The organism is Microbacterium capsulatum (genome assembly GCF_030865425.1).
Lineage (GTDB): Bacteria > Actinomycetota > Actinomycetes > Actinomycetales > Microbacteriaceae > Microbacterium > Microbacterium capsulatum.
In genome coordinates this window covers 276,028-290,512 of sequence record NZ_JAVFCB010000005.1, presented here as the reverse complement: position 1 = coordinate 290,512, position 14,485 = coordinate 276,028, and the positions used below count along the sequence as shown (strand labels likewise).

Below are 14,485 nucleotides of genomic sequence, written 5' to 3'. Positions count from 1 at the left end.
TCTCGTACGAGTCTCAGGAGGCGAGGACCTCGTCGAGCAGCGTCCCGGCCTTCTCCTCGTCGATCTTCTCCGCGAGCGCGAGCTCGGAGGTGAGGATCTGACGGGCCTTGGCGAGCATGCGCTTCTCCCCCGCGGACAGGCCGCGGTCCTGGTCCCGACGCCACAGGTCGCGGACGACCTCGCTGACCTTGATCACATCGCCCGAGGCGAGCTTCTCCAGGTTCGCCTTGTAGCGGCGCGACCAGTTGGTCGGCTCCTCGGTGAACGGGGCGCGGAGCACCTCGAACACCCGGTCCAGTCCCTCCTGGCCGATCACGTCGCGAACGCCGACCAGGTCGACGTTCTCCGCCGGGACCTCGATGATGAGGTCGCCCTGCGTGACGTTCAGCTTGAGATACTTCTTGGTCTCACCCTTGATCACTCGGTCCTTGACCTCGATGATCGTCGCGGCGCCGTGGTGCGGATAGACCACGGTCTCACCAACCTCAAAAAGCATAAAGTCGTGTCCTTTCGGCAACCTCCAGGATACCACAGTCGGCATGCGCTAAGGTTCGCGCCCCGGCGGGCGGCGGGCCCCCCTCCGCCGGCGCGGGCGGATCCGTGGGGAACCGGCGCGTACCCCTAGAATGAACGTGGATCGTCACGCGAAGCTTCCAGGAGGACCCGTGAAATCGCGCCTTGCTGCGTCCATCGCTCTCAGCGCCCTCGTCATCGTCGGTGCGACCGGATGCTCGATGATCGCTCCGCAGGCGACCACCATCGACTACTCCGCATCGGACGGGGCGAACATACCGAAGAGCGGTCCGATCGAGGTGCGCAACGCCTTCGTGGTGGTCAACAAGTCGGGCACCACCGGCAATCTCGTCGCCGGTCTCGTGAACGTCACCTCCTCCCCCGCGACCATCCACATCACGATCGGCGACGGCCCCGGCCAGAGCGTCCGCGTCCCCGCGCAGAAGGCCGTGAGCCTGGGCGGCGACGAGGAGCAGCCGCTGCGCTTCGAGGGCATCGACACCCAGGCCGGCGCGACCATCGAGGTCTACTTCCAGTCCGGCGACGCCCAGGGCGTCAAGTACGCGATCCCGGTGCTCGACGGCACCCTCCCCTACTACTCGAAGCTGGTCCCCTCGCCGCTGCCGAAGCCGGTGATGACGCCGATGAAGCCGATGCCGACGCCCAGCCCGACGTCCTGATCCCCGTGATCGCGACGTCCGCCTGAAGGCGGAGAGAGCCCCCGGATCCTCGGATCCCGGGGGCTCTTCGCGTTGCGTCGCGGATCGGCGGACTCAGCCCTCGAAGCGGTACCCGAGGCCGCGCACGGTGACGAGCATGACCGGCTCCGACGGGTTCTCCTCGATCCGGGAGCGGATCCGCTTGATGTGCACGTCGAGCGTCTTGGTGTCGCCGAAGTAGTCGCTGCCCCACACCCGATCGATGAGCTGGCCGCGGGTGAGCACACGGCCGGAGTTGCGCATGAGCACCTCGAGCAGCTCGAACTCCTTGAGCGGCATGTTGATGACCTCGCCGCCCACCGCCACGGTGTGCCGGTCGATGTCGACCGTGACCCGGCCGCCCTCGAGGATCCGCTCGTCGAGGTCCTCCTCCGCCTGGACGACGCGGCGCAGCACGGCGCGCATCCGGGCGAGCAGCTCGCGCGAGGAGTACGGCTTGGTGACGTAGTCGTCGGCGCCGAGCTCGAGCCCCACCACGATGTCGACCTCGGAGTCCTTGGCGGTGAGCATGATGATCGGCACGGCCGAGGTGGTGCGGATCTGCCGGCACACCTCGGTGCCGGGCATGCCCGGCAGCATCAGGTCGAGCAGGACGATGTCGACGCCGCCGTCGCGGAAGAGGGCGAGGGCCGTCGGGCCGTCCTCGGCGATCTCGACCTCGTAGCCCTCCCGGCGCAGCAGGTACGCGAGCGGGTCGGCGAGATCGGGCTCGTCTTCGACGAGGAGGATGCGGGTCATACGAGTTGTTCTCCGGAATCGGTGCGGATCGGCTCCGCGGTCTTCGCGGGCGGAGCGGACGGCTTCGCCGCCTTCTTCGCCGAGCGCTTCTTCTTGCCGGCCTTGTCGGCCTTGGTCTTCTTGTCCTTCTTCGTGCGCGTGCCGACGTCGTCGTCGCTCTCGGGACCGGCGATCTGCGGCAGGCGCATGGTGAAGGTGGAGCCGCGTCCGGGGCGCGACCACAGCCGCACCTCCCCGCCGTGGCGCTGCGTGGCGTGCTTCACGATCGACAGGCCGAGACCCGTGCCGCCAGTACGCCGGGAGCGGGCCTCGTCGGCGCGGTAGAAGCGCTCGAACACGCGGTCGCGGTCGGCCTCCTCGATGCCGATCCCCTGGTCCGCCACCGAGATCTCCACGACCCCGGCCTCGACGCGGACGCCGACCCCGACGCGGGATCCGCGCGGCGAGTACACGATCGCGTTGGCGATGAGGTTGCCGACCGCCTCGATGAGGATCTGCGCGTCGCCGCGAACCCAGGCGCCGCGGTCGCCCCCGCGGCTGAGCTCGACCCCGGCGGAGGCGGCCTGCACGGCATGCGCCTCGACGCTCGCGGCGACGACCTCGTCGATCGCGACCGCGCCGAACTCGGCGATCCCGTCCGCGGACTGCAGCCGGGACAGGCTCATGATCCGGCCGGTCAGCTGGCCGAGGCGGGCCGCCTCCGCCTGGATCCGGGTCGCGAAGACGCGCACCTGGGCGGGGTCGTCGGCGGCCGACTCGATCGCCTCGGCGAGCAGGCTCACCGCGCCGACCGGGGTCTTCAGCTCGTGACTGGTGTTCGCCACGAAATCCGTGCGCATCTGGTCGAGGCGCTCCTGCTCGGTGATGTCGCGGATGATGAGCAGGCTCAGCCGCGGACCGATCCAGCTCGCCCTGGCCGACACCAGCCGCGGGTCGAGGCTGCGCTTGCCGCGGGTGAGACGCAGGGTCAGCCCCTCCGAGCCTCCTTCGCGGACGGCGCGCACGAGCTGGCGCAGTTCGGCGTTCTCCAGCGACGCGCCGGGGCCGATGCCGAACCGCGCCGCGGCGGTGCTCGCGCTGATGACGAGCCCCGACGAGTCCACCGCGCACGCCGCGTCGTCCATCGCGGCCAGTACGTCCCGCAAGCCGTCGGGCAGCTCGCTCGATCCCTGCCGGGCGGCCGCGGACCGGGCCCGGAGCGCCGCGAAGACGAGCAGGGTCGCACCCGCGCCGATGACGGCCCCCAGCGCAAGGGCCAGCAGGGCGAGCAGGGTGCTGTCCATGATGTCCAGAGTAGGGGCGTTCACCCGGGTATCGGCCCCGGAACAGCCCCTCGGAGGCTCTGGAGCATTAGTATTCACGACACCGGCACCAATCGTTAACCTTCACCGAACACAATCGGCACGTGCGTGTCACGTCCCCGTGACGGGCGCGATCCCGTGCTCGCTCCGCGGGCCGCCGTGCGACCCTGAGCGGTGCCTTTCAGGGTCCGAGAACGAAAGGTGCGCAGCCATGCGCGAAGTCTTCCACCAGTCCCTCGAGGAGCTGCAGAAGCAGCTCGTCGAGATCGCCGACCTCGTGGCCGTGTCGATCGAGAAGGCCACCCGCTCGTTCGCGACCAGTGACGTCGCGCTGGCCGAAGAGGTCATCGCCGACGACGCTCACATCGACGAACTCGCGGTCGCCCTCGACGAGCAGGCGATCAACATCCTCGCCCGCGAGCAGCCCGTCGCCCGCGACCTGCGCATCGTGATCACCGCACTGCGCGTGAGCGCGTCGCTCGAGCGCATGGGCGACATGTCCGAGCACATCGCCCAGCTCGCGCGCCTGCGCTTCCCCGAGCGCGCGATCCCCAAGGGCCTGAAGAACACGTTCACCAAGATGGGCGAGCTCGACGTGCGGATCGCCCGTACCCTCGCCGACCTGCTGCGCACCCAGGACCTGCGCTTCGCCGACGAGATCCGCAACGCCGACGACGACGTGGACGAACTGCACGCCAGCGTCTTCGAGAAGGTGCTCAGCGACAACTGGAAGGGCGAGGCCGGCGCGACCGTCGACGCGACCCTCGCCAGCCGCTATCACGAGCGGTTCGCCGACCACGCGGTCGCGGTCGCCAAGAAGGTCGTCTACCTCGCGACCGGCGACTGGGCCGTCGATGACGAGACCATCACCCTCGCCGCCGAGGCGCAGGCCGAGGCGGAGGCGGGATCCGGGCACGCCTGACCGCGCTCCCGGGAACCGCACCGAACGAGGCGAACCCCACGCTCCGAGCGATCGGACCGTGGGGTTCGCTCTGTCTGCGGGGCTACTTGGTGCCCTGCGCGGCGACCGCGGCGGCGCCGGCGGCGGCGGCCTCGGGGTCGAGATAGCGGCCGGGGCCGGTGGGCACGTTGTCCTCGTCGAGCTCGTAGACGAGCGGGATGCCGGTGGGGATGTTGAGCTCCGCGATGTCGGCGTCGCTGATCCCCTCGAGGTGCTTCACGAGGCCGCGCAGCGAGTTGCCGTGCGCGGTGACGAGGACGGTCCTGCCGGCCTCGAGGTCGGGGACGATCGCGTCGGCCCAGTACGGCAGCAGCCGGTCGATGACGAGGCTCAGCGACTCGGTGCGCGGGAGCTCGCCGTCGATGTCGGCGTAGCGCGGGTCGTTCACCTGGCTGAACTCGCTGGCGTCGTCGAGCGGGGGCGGCGGCACGTCGAAGGAGCGGCGCCACAGCTGGAACTGCTCGGGGCCGAACTCGTCGAGCGTCTGCGCCTTGTCCTTGCCCTGCAGGGCGCCGTAGTGGCGCTCGTTGAGACGCCAGGAGCGGGTCACCGGGATCCACAGCCGGTCGGCGGCGTCCAGCGCGATGTCGGCGGTCTGGATCGCACGGCTGAGCAGCGAGGTGTGCAGCACGTCGGGCAGTATCCCCGACTCGGCGAGCAGCTCGCCGCCGCGGCGGGCCTCGGCCTCGCCCTGCTCGGTCAGACGGACGTCCACCCAGCCGGTGAAGAGGTTCAGTCGGTTCCACTCGCTCTGGCCGTGGCGGAGCAGGATCAGCGTGCGCGTCATGCCCTCAGCCTACGGCGTCGGGGGCGCCCGCCCGTATCCCGGCGACGCGCGAGGACATGCTCCCGCCGCGGTCGGGGGGACCGCGAGGGCGGGCGGAACGCTCCCGGCACGGCAGGATGGAACTATGGCGTCCTCTCCGCTCGGCCGGCCCACCCGGGGCACCACGGGCACGAACCGGCTGCGTCGCAACGACCGCTGGATCGCGGCGTCCCCGGCATTCCGGCGCGCGGCCGATCCGCTCGTCGTCGACCTCGGCTTCGGCGCCAGCGGGGTGACCGCGTTCGAGCTCGCCGCACGACTCGTGCGAGTGCGCGCGGATGCCGAGGTGCTCGGACTCGAGTTGGATCCGGACCGGGTCGCGACCGCGCAGGCCCAGCTCGCCGCACTGCAGGAGGGCGACGGGCACTTCCCCGCCGACCTGCCGGTCGGCTTCGCCCGCGGCGGCTTCGAGGTGCCGCTCCCGGCCGGGCGGCGGCCCGCGGTGATCCGCGCGATGAACGTGCTGCGCCAGTACGACGAGGCCGACGTCCCGGACGCCTGGGCCCGGATGGCCTCCCGGCTCGCGCCCGGCGGCCTGCTCGTCGAGGGCACCTGCGACGAGATCGGCCGGATCGCGAGCTTCATCGACGTCGACCCCTCGGGCGCTCCCCAGCGCCTGACGATCTCGCTGCGCCTCGCCGACCTCGAGCAGCCCTCGATCGTGGCCGAGCGGCTGCCCAAGGCGCTCATCCACCACAACGTGCCCGGCGAGCGGATCCACGCCCTGCTCACCGACCTCGACCGCGAGTGGGAGCGCGCCGCCGGACTGTCGACGTTCGGGCCGACGCAGCGCTTCCTCGCCGCGGTGACGGCGCTGCGCGGTGCGGGGCATCCCCTGCTCGGCGGCCGCACTCGCTGGCGCCTCGGCGAGCTCACCGTGCCGTGGAGCGCGGTCGCCCCGGGCTGACCGTGCCCGCGGGGCCGGTCGCTAGCCCTCCGGGAACTCCGCGCCGGTCAGCCGCAGCAGCGGTCGCGCCTTCACGACCGTCTCGGTGTACTCGTCCTCCGGGTCGGAGAGCGAGACGATCGCGCCGCCGACGCCGTAGTCGACGCCGTCCGGACGCGCGACGAGCGTGCGGATCACGACGCTGAGATCGACCGCGCCGTCGAAGGAGAAGAAGCCCAGCGCGCCGCTGTAGACCCCGCGGGGGCCGGACTCGAGCCGGTCCAGGATCGACATCGTGCGGATCTTCGGCGCCCCGGTCATGGATCCGGGCGGGAACGCGGCGCGGACGCAGGCGACGGGCGAGTCCGCGAGCCGGGAGCGCACCGTGCTCACGAGCTGGTGGACGGTCGCGTAGCTCTCGACGCGGAACAGACCGTCGACGCGCACGGATCCGAGCTCCGCGGTGCGCCCGAGGTCGTGCCGGACGAGGTCGACGATCATCAGGTTCTCGGCGCGGTCCTTCTCGGCGCCCGCGAGCTCCGCACGGATCCGCTCGTCCTCCTCCGGCGTCGCGCCACGAGGACGGGTGCCCTTGATCGGGCTCGACTCGACCTCGCCGTCGGCGGTGATCCGCAGGAACCGCTCGGGCGACGTGCTCAGCACGCTCACGTCGCCGACGCGCAGGAACGCCCCGAACGGCGCGGGGTTCTGCGTGCGCAGGGCGAGGTAGGCGGCGAGCGGATCCGGCGTGCCGGCGCCGTGCAGCATGTTCGTCAGGCAGGCCTCGTACGTCTCCCCCGCCGCGATCTCCTCCTGCGCCTCGGCGATCAGCCGCAGGTACTCCGCGTGGCTGTGCCGGGCGGTGAGGGCGACCGGGGCGACGGGCCCGGACGGATCCGCCGCCGCGTCCAGGTCGGCGATCCCGGCCACAACCCGGTCGATCCACTCCGCGCCGCCCTCCTCCGCGAACGCGAGGAGGTGGATCGCCTGCGCATCGCGGTCGACGAGCAGCGCGCGGTCGAGCCGGATCAGCATCGCGTCGGGCGTCGCGGCGCGGCGGTCGTGCGGCGAGCCGCACTCCGCGCGCAGCTCGTAGCCCAGCACGCCCGCCCAGCCGAGCGCGAACGGCAGCCCGGTCGATGCCGTGGCCGTGCCGGCGAGCTCCGCCTCCAGCCAGTCGAAGAAGCCGCTGTGCACGACCCGTTCACCCGCGCCGTCACGGAGGGTGACCGTCCCCGCCCGCACATCCGCGGTCGCGGTGACCAGGTCGGATCCGCCGCCCATGATCGAGAAGCGCGAGCGCGGATCTCCCGGCCGGTTGCCGTCCAGCCAGACCGCCCGCGGCGCGGCGCCGAAGAGACCGGCGAAGATCCGCGCCGGATCGTGCGCGAGCGGCAGGGTGCGGCGCAGGACCTCGCGCGGCTGCGGCCGCGCGGACGGCGTCGGCTGCTCGACCGCGGCCCGCAGGGGCGGCGGTTCGACGGCCCTCGCCTCGGACCGGACCAGGTCCATGAAGTTCGCCATCATGCGCGTGCCCGCCACGGTCCCGATCGACTCGGGGTGGAACTGCACGCCCCAGAGGGGCAGCTCGCGGTGCTGCAGTCCCATGATCACGCCGTCGTCGGCCGCGCGCGCCGTCACGACGAGCTCGGGCGGCAGGTCGTCGACCATGAGCGAGTGGTACCGGATCACCTCGACCGGCGAGGGCAGCCCGCGGAACGCCCCGACGCCGTCGTGCGACACGGGCGAGGGCCGGCCGTGCCGCGGCTCCGGGGCGCGCCGCACCCGGCCGCCGAACGCGTGCGCGAGGCCCTGGTGGCCGAGGCAGACGCCGAACAGCGGGATCCGCCGCTCTGCGGCGATCCGGATCGCCTCCGCGCAGATGCCGAAGTCCTCAGGCGTCCGCGGATCCCCCGGACCCGGGGAGAGGATCACGGCGTCGTAGTCGTCGAGGACGGCAGGGTCCCAGCCGACCCAGTCGTTCTCGACGACGACCGGGGGCCGTCCCGCGGTCGCCGCGATCTGGTGCACGAGGTTGTACGTGAACGAGTCGTAGTTGTCGATCAGGAGCGTCCGGAGGGGGCGGTCTCCCGGCGCGGCGAGGCCCGTGCCCACGACGTCAGCGCGCGTCGCGCGGGTCCGGCGCGGACGGCCGGCGGGACAGCCGGGTCAGCCGGGGCACGTCCGCGGTCGCCCCGGCGTCGGCGGGGACGATGATCTCCTGCGCGGCCGCGATGTCGCCGTCCGGAGTGCGCACGACGAGGTCGCCCGCGGGGGCGCGGCGGGACAGGATCGCGAGCGCGATCGGGCCGAGCTCGTGGTGCCGTGCGGCCGACGTGATCCGCCCCACCTCGTCGTCGCCGGCGAGCACGGGGGCGCCGTGATCGGGCAGGAGGTCGTCGCTGCCGTCGAGGTGCAGGGCGGCGATCCGCCGCGGCGGATGGCCGAGGTTGTGCACCTTGGCGACGGTCTCCTGCCCGCGGTAGCAGCCCTTGTTCAGGTGCACCGCGCTGCGGATCCAGTCCGTCTCGTGCGGGATGGAGCGGTCGTCGACCTCGGCCGCCCAGCGCGGGCGCCAGGCCGCGATGCGCAGCGCCTCGGCGGCGAGCGCGCCGGCCCGTTCGAGCTCGGCGTCGGTGGCGAGCGCGGCGGCGCCGGCCTCGTCGAGCACGGCCGTGCGCCAATGGTAGGCGGCGCCGGGGTGGTCCGCGCCGACGTGGTACTGGTGACCACCGGGCTGGACCGCGGGCCACGGGTCCGTCCAGACGACCGGGACGCCGTGCGGGGCGAGAGCGGCCGCCTCGGCCTTCTGCTCGGCGGTTCCGCCGGCGAAGAAGCCGACGACGGCGAGCTCCGGGTGCACCGAGACCTGCACGTCCGCCCGGAACACCATGCGCTGCAGCCAGGTCGCGAGGGGCTCCGCGTCGGCCGCGTCGGCGATCAGCCACGTGGAGCCGCCGTCGTCGAGGACCGCGGCCACGTGCTCGACGTGTCCCTGCGGATCCAGGACGAGCAGCTCGGTGCTCTGCCCCGCCGCGAGCCGCGCGACGGACTGCGACGTGATCGAGTCCAGCCAGGTGAGCCGATCGGATCCGGCCAGTTCGATCACGGTCCGGTCGCCGAGCGGGGCGACCGCAGCGCCGCGCTCGAGGGCGCGCTGCTCGCGGATCGGGTCGCCGAAGTGCTGCACGAGCGGGCCGTCGGCGACGGCCCCGGGAAGCACGGAGAAGGCGGACACGGTTCAGACCTTCGCGAGACGCGCCGACGCGTGCGAGCGCAGATCGGTTCCGAGTGCGGCGATGTCCCACGCCCAGAGCAGGTGGCCGTCGACCAGCCCGTACATGCGGGAGGCGCCGCCGTAGTTCTTGGTGCCGGCGGCGCGCACGATCGCGTCGGTGGCGATGTCGATGCGCGGGCCGTCGATGCGCCCCAGGTACAGCTCGAGCATGCCGTCGGAGTGCGCGATCGACACCTCGATCGCGAATCCGCCGGCCTCGAGGCGCAGCTCCTCGACGTCGTGCGCGGTGCGCGCGACGGTGCGGTGCTCACGCGGGGGCAGCAGCGCGGGGCCGGAGTCGTCCGCGCCCGCCGGCCGGGACAGCCGCCAGAAGCCGGTCTCGGCGACGAGCGCGACGGGCGCGCCGCCGTCGGCGGGGGTGAACGTGCCCGTCGCGGCGTAGTTCAGGAAGGGGCCGCCGTCGTGGCTGAAGCTCGCACGGTGCGCGAACTCGCCGGTGTAGCGGTGGCCCTCGGCCTCGTAGTCGATGACGCCGGTGCCCTCCCAGACGCCGAGCAGCCAGGACAGCGGTGCGATGTCGGCGGGCAGGTCCGCGGGCAGGTCGAGCACGCGAGATTCCTCGGTCAGCGGGGAGCGCTGGTCAGCGCTGGCCGCGGAAGAGGTTGACCAGCACGGCACCGGCGCAGAAGGCGATCGCGAGGCCCGCCAGTGCCAGCAGGCCCACGAAGAACAGTTCGAGCGCGACGAGATCCATGGCTCTACTCTACGGCGTCCGCACACGCGGCGGCGCCCACCCGGCGCGACCGGGATCCGGCACGCGCTCGGCGCGGATCGGGCTCAGGCCGAGAAGAGCGCGGCGACCCCGAAACCGATCGAGATCACGCCCATCACGAGCAGGGATCCGAGGCACCCCGCGGCGACCCGCAGGATGAAGCCCTTGGCCTCGCCGCGGAGCAGCTGCACCGCGAACGAGAGCAGGATGCTGGCGCCGAACCCGATCACGAACCACGCCATCACCGTGCTCGCCGGGGCGAGGATGCCGATCACGAGAGCGCCGACCGCCGCGACGGCCCAGGTGACGACGAGACCCGTGAGCGGGCTGCGCGGGGCGAGGGCGGGATCGGACATGCGCCCATTGTCGCGCATCCGCACTGGGTTTCCGACGAGAAGGCGTGGAAAGGAAGGATCCGACCGCGCGCGGACCTGCGATCCGGCGCATCCCGCTGGGTAGAGTGGTGCCACGGAAAGGATCCCGCTTGGCGCATCTGCTGGTACTGACCTCCTCTCCCTCTGCAGGGGCGGTCCTGCCCGCCCTGGAGCTGCTCAGCCACCGGATCCGCACGATCCCCGCGACGCCCGCCGAGCTCGTCACCGCCCCGGACGCCGACGTCGTGATCGTGGACGCGCGCAGCGACCTCGTCGCGGCGAAGTCGCTGTGCACCCTGATCCGCACGACAGGGCTGCGCGGCCCCCTGCTGCTCGTGGTCACCGAGGGCGGCATGAGCGCGGTCAACGGCGAGTGGCGGATCGACGACGTGCTGCTCACCGACGCGGGCCCGGCGGAGATCGAGGCGCGGATCCGCCTCGCGCTGTCGCGGGAGGAGTCCGCCGCCGAGCCGGTCAAGGTGCAGGCGTCCGGCCTGACGATCGACGAGCAGTCGTACTCCGCGAAGCTGCACGGCACACCGCTGGACCTCACGTACAAGGAGTTCCAGCTGCTGCACTTCCTCGCGACGCACCCGTCGCGGGTGTTCACCCGCGAGCAGCTGCTCAGCGAGGTGTGGGGCTACGACTACTTCGGCGGCACGCGCACGGTCGACGTGCACGTGCGACGGCTGCGCGCCAAGCTCGGCGAGGCGGAGCAGATCATCGGCACGGTGCGCAATGTCGGCTACCGGTTCAACGTCGAGGAGGACGAGTCCCGCCCGGTCTCGCCCGGCTCGCACTGAGGCTCGCACTGAACCGGCGCCTCACCAGGCCCGATCCGGCGGGCGATATCGATCCTGCACAGGATCCGACGAGTTCACGCGCGTGTCATCGCCCGGTGCTTAGATGTACGCATGATCGATCCCGCACTGGCAGACTCCGGTCTCGACGACGCCGAGGACGACGACTTCGATGCGCTCATCTCGTCCGACGACGCCCTGCTGCCCGACAACCGCTATCTCGACCGCGAGCTGAGCTGGCTCACGTTCAACCAGCGGGTGCTCGAGCTCGCGGAGGACGACACGCTGCCCGCGCTGGAACGGGCGAACTTCCTCGCGATCTTCGCGAGCAACCTGGACGAGTTCTTCATGGTGCGCGTCGCCGGCCTGAAACGGCGCATCGTGACGGGCCTGGCGGTGCCGACCAACGTGGGCCGGGCGCCGGCCGACGTGCTCGGCGACATCTCCGCCGCCGCGCACGCCCTGCAGCTGCGGCATGCCGCCGCGTGGACCGGGCTGGTGCGCCCGACGCTCGCCGCCTCGGGCATCGAGGTCGTGGACTGGAACGACCTCGACGGCGAGGCGAAGGCCGAGCTGACCGACTACTTCCAGTCCCACGTGTTCCCGGTGCTGATGCCGCTCGCGGTCGACCCGGCGCACCCGTTCCCGTACATCTCCGGTCTGTCGCTGAACCTCGCGATCCGGATCCGCAACGCCCGCACGGGCCGGCAGGAGTTCGCGCGCCTGAAGGTGCCGCCCATGCTCCCCCGCTTCGTCGAGGTCCCCGGCCAGGACGGGCCGCAGCGCTTCATCCGCCTCGAGGAGCTCATCGCGAACCACCTCGACGACCTCTTCCCGGGGATGGAGGTGCTCGACCACCACGCGTTCCGGCTCACCCGCAACGAGGACGTGGAGATCGAGGAGGACGAGTCCGAGAACCTCATCCAGGCGCTCGAGGCCGAGCTGCTCCGCCGCCGCTTCGGCCCGCCGATCCGCCTCGAGATCACCGACGACATGGACGACGTCACGCTCGACCTGCTGATCACCGAGCTCGACATCACCGACCAGGAGGTCTACCGCCTCCCCGGCCCGCTCGACCTGCGCGGCCTGTTCGACCTGTCCCGCATCGAGCGGCCCGAGCTGCACTACGTGCCGCACGTGCCGACCACGGCGCTGGCCTTCAAGCCGGGCGCGAACGAGCGCAGCGACATCTTCCAGGCGATCCGCAAGGCCGACGTGCTCGTGCACCACCCCTACGAGTCGTTCGCGACGAGCGTGCAGGCGTTCCTGGACCAGGCGGCCCGGGACCCGCATGTCCTCGCCATCAAGCAGACGCTGTACCGCACCTCCGGCGACAGCCCGATCGTGCAGTCACTGATCGACGCGGCCGAGTCCGGCAAGCAGGTGCTCGCGCTGGTCGAGGTCAAGGCCCGCTTCGACGAGGCGAACAACATCGTCTGGGCCCGCAAGCTGGAGAAGGCGGGCGTGCACGTCGTGTACGGCCTCGTCGGTCTGAAGACGCACTGCAAGCTCGCGCTCGTGATCCGCGAGGAGGAGGGCGTGCTGCGGCACTACTCGCACGTCGGCACCGGCAACTACAACCCGAAGACCAGTCGCATCTACGAGGACTTCGGGTTGTTCACCGCCGACCCGCTCGTCGGGCGCGACCTGACCCGGCTCTTCAACGAGCTCAGCGGCTACGCCATCGAGAAGAAGTTCAAGCGCCTCCTCGTCGCACCGCTGCACCTGCGCAAGGGGCTGCTGCGGCACATCGAGCGGGAGCGGCGCAACGCCCTCGCCGGCCGCCCGTCGTCCATCCGCATCAAGGTGAACTCGATGGTCGACGAGGAGATCATCGACGGCCTGTACCGGGCCAGCATGGCCGGCGTTCCCGTCGAGGTGTGGGTGCGCGGCATCTGCAGCCTGCGCGCGGACCTGCCCGGCGTCACCGACAACATCACCGTGCGCTCGATCCTCGGCCGCTACCTCGAGCACTCCCGGATCTTCGCGTTCCACAACGACGGCGACCCGCAGGTGTTCATCGGCAGCGCCGACATGATGCACCGCAACCTCGACCGCCGCGTCGAGGCGCTCGTCCGGGTCGCGGATCCCGCCCACGTCGAGGAGCTGCTGGCCTTCTTCGACCTCGCGATGTCGCCGGGGACGACCTCCTGGCACCTGGGAGAAGCCGGCGAATGGACGCGGCATGCGTTCGACGCCGACGGCGCTCCGCTCGTGGATCTGCAGGACAGGACCATGACGCAGATCCAGAACCGCCGGCGGGCTCGGGCGGTGCGATGACGTCCGAGTCCCCCGGCACTTCCACGGCGACGGCGCACACGAGCGGGACCACGATCGTCGCCGACCGGCCCGATCGCGCGGTCTACGCGGCGGGCGGCCTCGTCTGGCGCGTCGTGGAGGACAAGGTGCGGATCCTGCTCATCCACCGCACCAAGTACCGGGACGTGACCCTGCCCAAGGGCAAGGTCGACCCGGGCGAGATGCTCGCCGAGACCGCGGTGCGGGAGATCTTCGAGGAGACCGGCATCCGGGTCTCGCTGGGGGCGCCGGTGGGCGTCTCCCGGTACACGATGGCGAACCGCAAGCAGAAGATCGTGCACTACTGGGCGGCCGAGGCGACCGAGGACGCGATCCGCGAATCGGTCTTCCTGCCGAACCGCGAGATCGCCGCGATCGAGTGGGTGAGCCTGAAGAAGGCGCGCACCCGGCTCAGCTATCCGGTGGATGTGGAGATCCTGGACGCCTTCGCGGGGCTCATCGCGGACGGCGCACTGCACACCTTCCCGATCATCGTGCTGCGCCATGCGAAAGCCGCGAACCGGGCGGTGTGGACCGGCCCCGACGCGTCCCGGCCGCTCACGCCCCGAGGCCGCGCGCAGGCCGACGCGATCGTCGGGCCGCTGCGGGCTTTCGGTGTGCGCAAGATCGTGTCGAGCGACGCCCGCCGCTGCATCGAGACCGTCAAGCCGCTGGCCGCCTCCCTCGGGCTCAAGATCGCGAAGACCACGCTGCTGAGCCAGGACTCCTGGGACGAGGGCGAATCGGATCCGCGCACGGTCGTCGGCAAGCGCGTCCGCGCCGGCAAGCCCACCGTGCTGTGCAGCCACGGCCCCGTCCTGCCCGACATCCTCCGCGAGATCGCCCTCGCCACGGGCACGATGCACGGCTCCTACCTGGGCAGCGCCTCCAATCTCGAGGTCGGCGCGTTCAGCGTCGTTCACCTGAGCGCCACGAACCCGGGATCCGGCATCATCTCGATCGAGACGCACCTCCCGAAGATCTGATCCGAGAGGCGATCCCAGCACTCCGCCAGCTTCCGTTCACCTTCCGTTCACCCCCAGGGGCGAGTCTCGTTAA

At 71.6% G+C, this 14,485-nt stretch carries 14 protein-coding genes; 6 read left to right on the top strand and 8 right to left on the bottom strand.

Annotated elements, in window-relative coordinates:
* Positions 1 to 13: 13 nt before the first annotated feature.
* Complete coding sequence (locus RBR11_RS10930) at positions 14 to 496, bottom strand: CarD family transcriptional regulator (RefSeq protein ID WP_251446171.1); 483 nt, start codon at positions 494 to 496, stop codon at positions 14 to 16.
* A 169-nt stretch (positions 497 to 665) separates the two neighbouring features.
* Between RBR11_RS10930 and RBR11_RS10925 the strand changes: the two genes are divergently transcribed.
* Positions 666 to 1,193 carry a DNA modification methylase gene (locus RBR11_RS10925; protein ID WP_308489358.1) on the top strand — a complete coding sequence of 176 codons (528 nt, stop codon included), beginning with the start codon at positions 666 to 668 and terminating at the stop codon, positions 1,191 to 1,193.
* Positions 1,194 to 1,286: 93 nt separating this feature from the next.
* On the opposite strand, the gene RBR11_RS10920 is transcribed toward RBR11_RS10925, so the two are convergent.
* Both RBR11_RS10920 and RBR11_RS10915 read right to left on the bottom strand, forming a co-directional pair.
* Positions 1,287 to 1,970, bottom strand: a complete 684-nt coding sequence (locus tag RBR11_RS10920; RefSeq protein WP_308489357.1) for a response regulator — start codon at positions 1,968 to 1,970, stop codon at positions 1,287 to 1,289.
* Entirely contained in the window at positions 1,967 to 3,253 is a 1,287-nt protein-coding gene (locus RBR11_RS10915) for a sensor histidine kinase (RefSeq protein WP_308489356.1), read from the bottom strand. Before RBR11_RS10915 ends, RBR11_RS10920 begins: the two co-directional genes overlap by 4 nt.
* Positions 3,254 to 3,482: 229 nt before the next feature.
* On the opposite strand from RBR11_RS10915, the gene phoU reads away from it, so the two are divergent.
* Positions 3,483 to 4,193, top strand: coding sequence for a phosphate signaling complex protein PhoU (phoU, locus tag RBR11_RS10910; RefSeq protein WP_308489355.1), 711 nt, complete (start codon positions 3,483 to 3,485; stop codon positions 4,191 to 4,193).
* Positions 4,194 to 4,275: 82 nt separating this feature from the next.
* Here phoU and RBR11_RS10905 read toward each other — a convergent pair whose 3' ends face one another.
* On the bottom strand, positions 4,276 to 5,019 hold the full coding sequence (locus RBR11_RS10905) for a phosphoglyceromutase (protein WP_308489354.1): 744 nt from the start codon (positions 5,017 to 5,019) through the stop codon (positions 4,276 to 4,278).
* Positions 5,020 to 5,143: 124 nt separating this feature from the next.
* Here RBR11_RS10905 and RBR11_RS10900 point away from each other — a divergent pair, with 124 nt between their 5' ends.
* Complete coding sequence (locus RBR11_RS10900; protein WP_308489353.1) at positions 5,144 to 5,965, top strand: class I SAM-dependent methyltransferase; 822 nt, start codon at positions 5,144 to 5,146, stop codon at positions 5,963 to 5,965.
* Between the two features lie 21 nt (positions 5,966 to 5,986).
* Here the strand turns inward: RBR11_RS10900 and pabB are convergent, their stop codons facing one another.
* The 4 genes from pabB to RBR11_RS10880 form a co-directional block, all read right to left on the bottom strand.
* A complete protein-coding gene (gene pabB, locus RBR11_RS10895) occupies positions 5,987 to 8,059 on the bottom strand; it encodes an aminodeoxychorismate synthase component I (protein WP_308489352.1) in 2,073 nt (690 codons plus the stop codon).
* A 4-nt stretch (positions 8,060 to 8,063) separates the two neighbouring features.
* Positions 8,064 to 9,182 carry a CAF17-like 4Fe-4S cluster assembly/insertion protein YgfZ gene (gene ygfZ / locus RBR11_RS10890; protein WP_308489351.1) on the bottom strand — a complete coding sequence of 373 codons (1,119 nt, stop codon included), beginning with the start codon at positions 9,180 to 9,182 and terminating at the stop codon, positions 8,064 to 8,066.
* A gap of 3 nt (positions 9,183 to 9,185) precedes the next feature.
* Positions 9,186 to 9,791, bottom strand: a complete 606-nt coding sequence (locus tag RBR11_RS10885; RefSeq protein ID WP_308489350.1) for a nitrobindin family protein — start codon at positions 9,789 to 9,791, stop codon at positions 9,186 to 9,188.
* A gap of 228 nt (positions 9,792 to 10,019) precedes the next feature.
* Complete coding sequence (locus RBR11_RS10880) at positions 10,020 to 10,310, bottom strand: hypothetical protein (RefSeq protein ID WP_308489349.1); 291 nt, start codon at positions 10,308 to 10,310, stop codon at positions 10,020 to 10,022.
* Between the two features lie 128 nt (positions 10,311 to 10,438).
* Here RBR11_RS10880 and RBR11_RS10875 point away from each other — a divergent pair, with 128 nt between their 5' ends.
* From RBR11_RS10875 to RBR11_RS10865, 3 genes are all read left to right on the top strand, one after another.
* The gene (locus tag RBR11_RS10875; RefSeq protein ID WP_308489348.1) at positions 10,439 to 11,131 is read left to right on the top strand and encodes a winged helix-turn-helix transcriptional regulator; all 693 of its coding nucleotides are present in this window, start codon (positions 10,439 to 10,441) and stop codon (positions 11,129 to 11,131) included.
* A gap of 111 nt (positions 11,132 to 11,242) precedes the next feature.
* The gene (locus RBR11_RS10870; RefSeq protein WP_308489347.1) at positions 11,243 to 13,408 is read left to right on the top strand and encodes an RNA degradosome polyphosphate kinase; all 2,166 of its coding nucleotides are present in this window, start codon (positions 11,243 to 11,245) and stop codon (positions 13,406 to 13,408) included.
* Complete coding sequence (locus RBR11_RS10865; RefSeq protein WP_308489346.1) at positions 13,405 to 14,412, top strand: NUDIX hydrolase; 1,008 nt, start codon at positions 13,405 to 13,407, stop codon at positions 14,410 to 14,412. The genes RBR11_RS10870 and RBR11_RS10865 overlap by 4 nt, the downstream gene beginning before the upstream one ends.
* The last annotated feature ends 73 nt before the right edge of the window (positions 14,413 to 14,485 follow it).

Bases quoted from the DNA above. Each gene is read 5' to 3' on its own strand.
- RBR11_RS10930 (WP_251446171.1), bottom strand. From the start codon at position 496: ATGCTTTTTGAGGTTGGTGAGACCGTGGTCTATCCGCACCACGGCGCC.
- RBR11_RS10920 (WP_308489357.1), bottom strand. From the start codon at position 1,970: ATGACCCGCATCCTCCTCGTCGAAGACGAGCCCGATCTCGCCGACCCG.
- RBR11_RS10915 (WP_308489356.1), bottom strand. From the start codon at position 3,253: ATGGACAGCACCCTGCTCGCCCTGCTGGCCCTTGCGCTGGGGGCCGTC.
- phoU (WP_308489355.1), top strand. From the start codon at position 3,483: ATGCGCGAAGTCTTCCACCAGTCCCTCGAGGAGCTGCAGAAGCAGCTC.
- RBR11_RS10905 (WP_308489354.1), bottom strand. From the start codon at position 5,019: ATGACGCGCACGCTGATCCTGCTCCGCCACGGCCAGAGCGAGTGGAAC.
- RBR11_RS10900 (WP_308489353.1), top strand. From the start codon at position 5,144: ATGGCGTCCTCTCCGCTCGGCCGGCCCACCCGGGGCACCACGGGCACG.
- RBR11_RS10880 (WP_308489349.1), bottom strand. From the start codon at position 10,310: ATGTCCGATCCCGCCCTCGCCCCGCGCAGCCCGCTCACGGGTCTCGTC.
- RBR11_RS10870 (WP_308489347.1), top strand. From the start codon at position 11,243: ATGATCGATCCCGCACTGGCAGACTCCGGTCTCGACGACGCCGAGGAC.
- RBR11_RS10865 (WP_308489346.1), top strand. From the start codon at position 13,405: ATGACGTCCGAGTCCCCCGGCACTTCCACGGCGACGGCGCACACGAGC.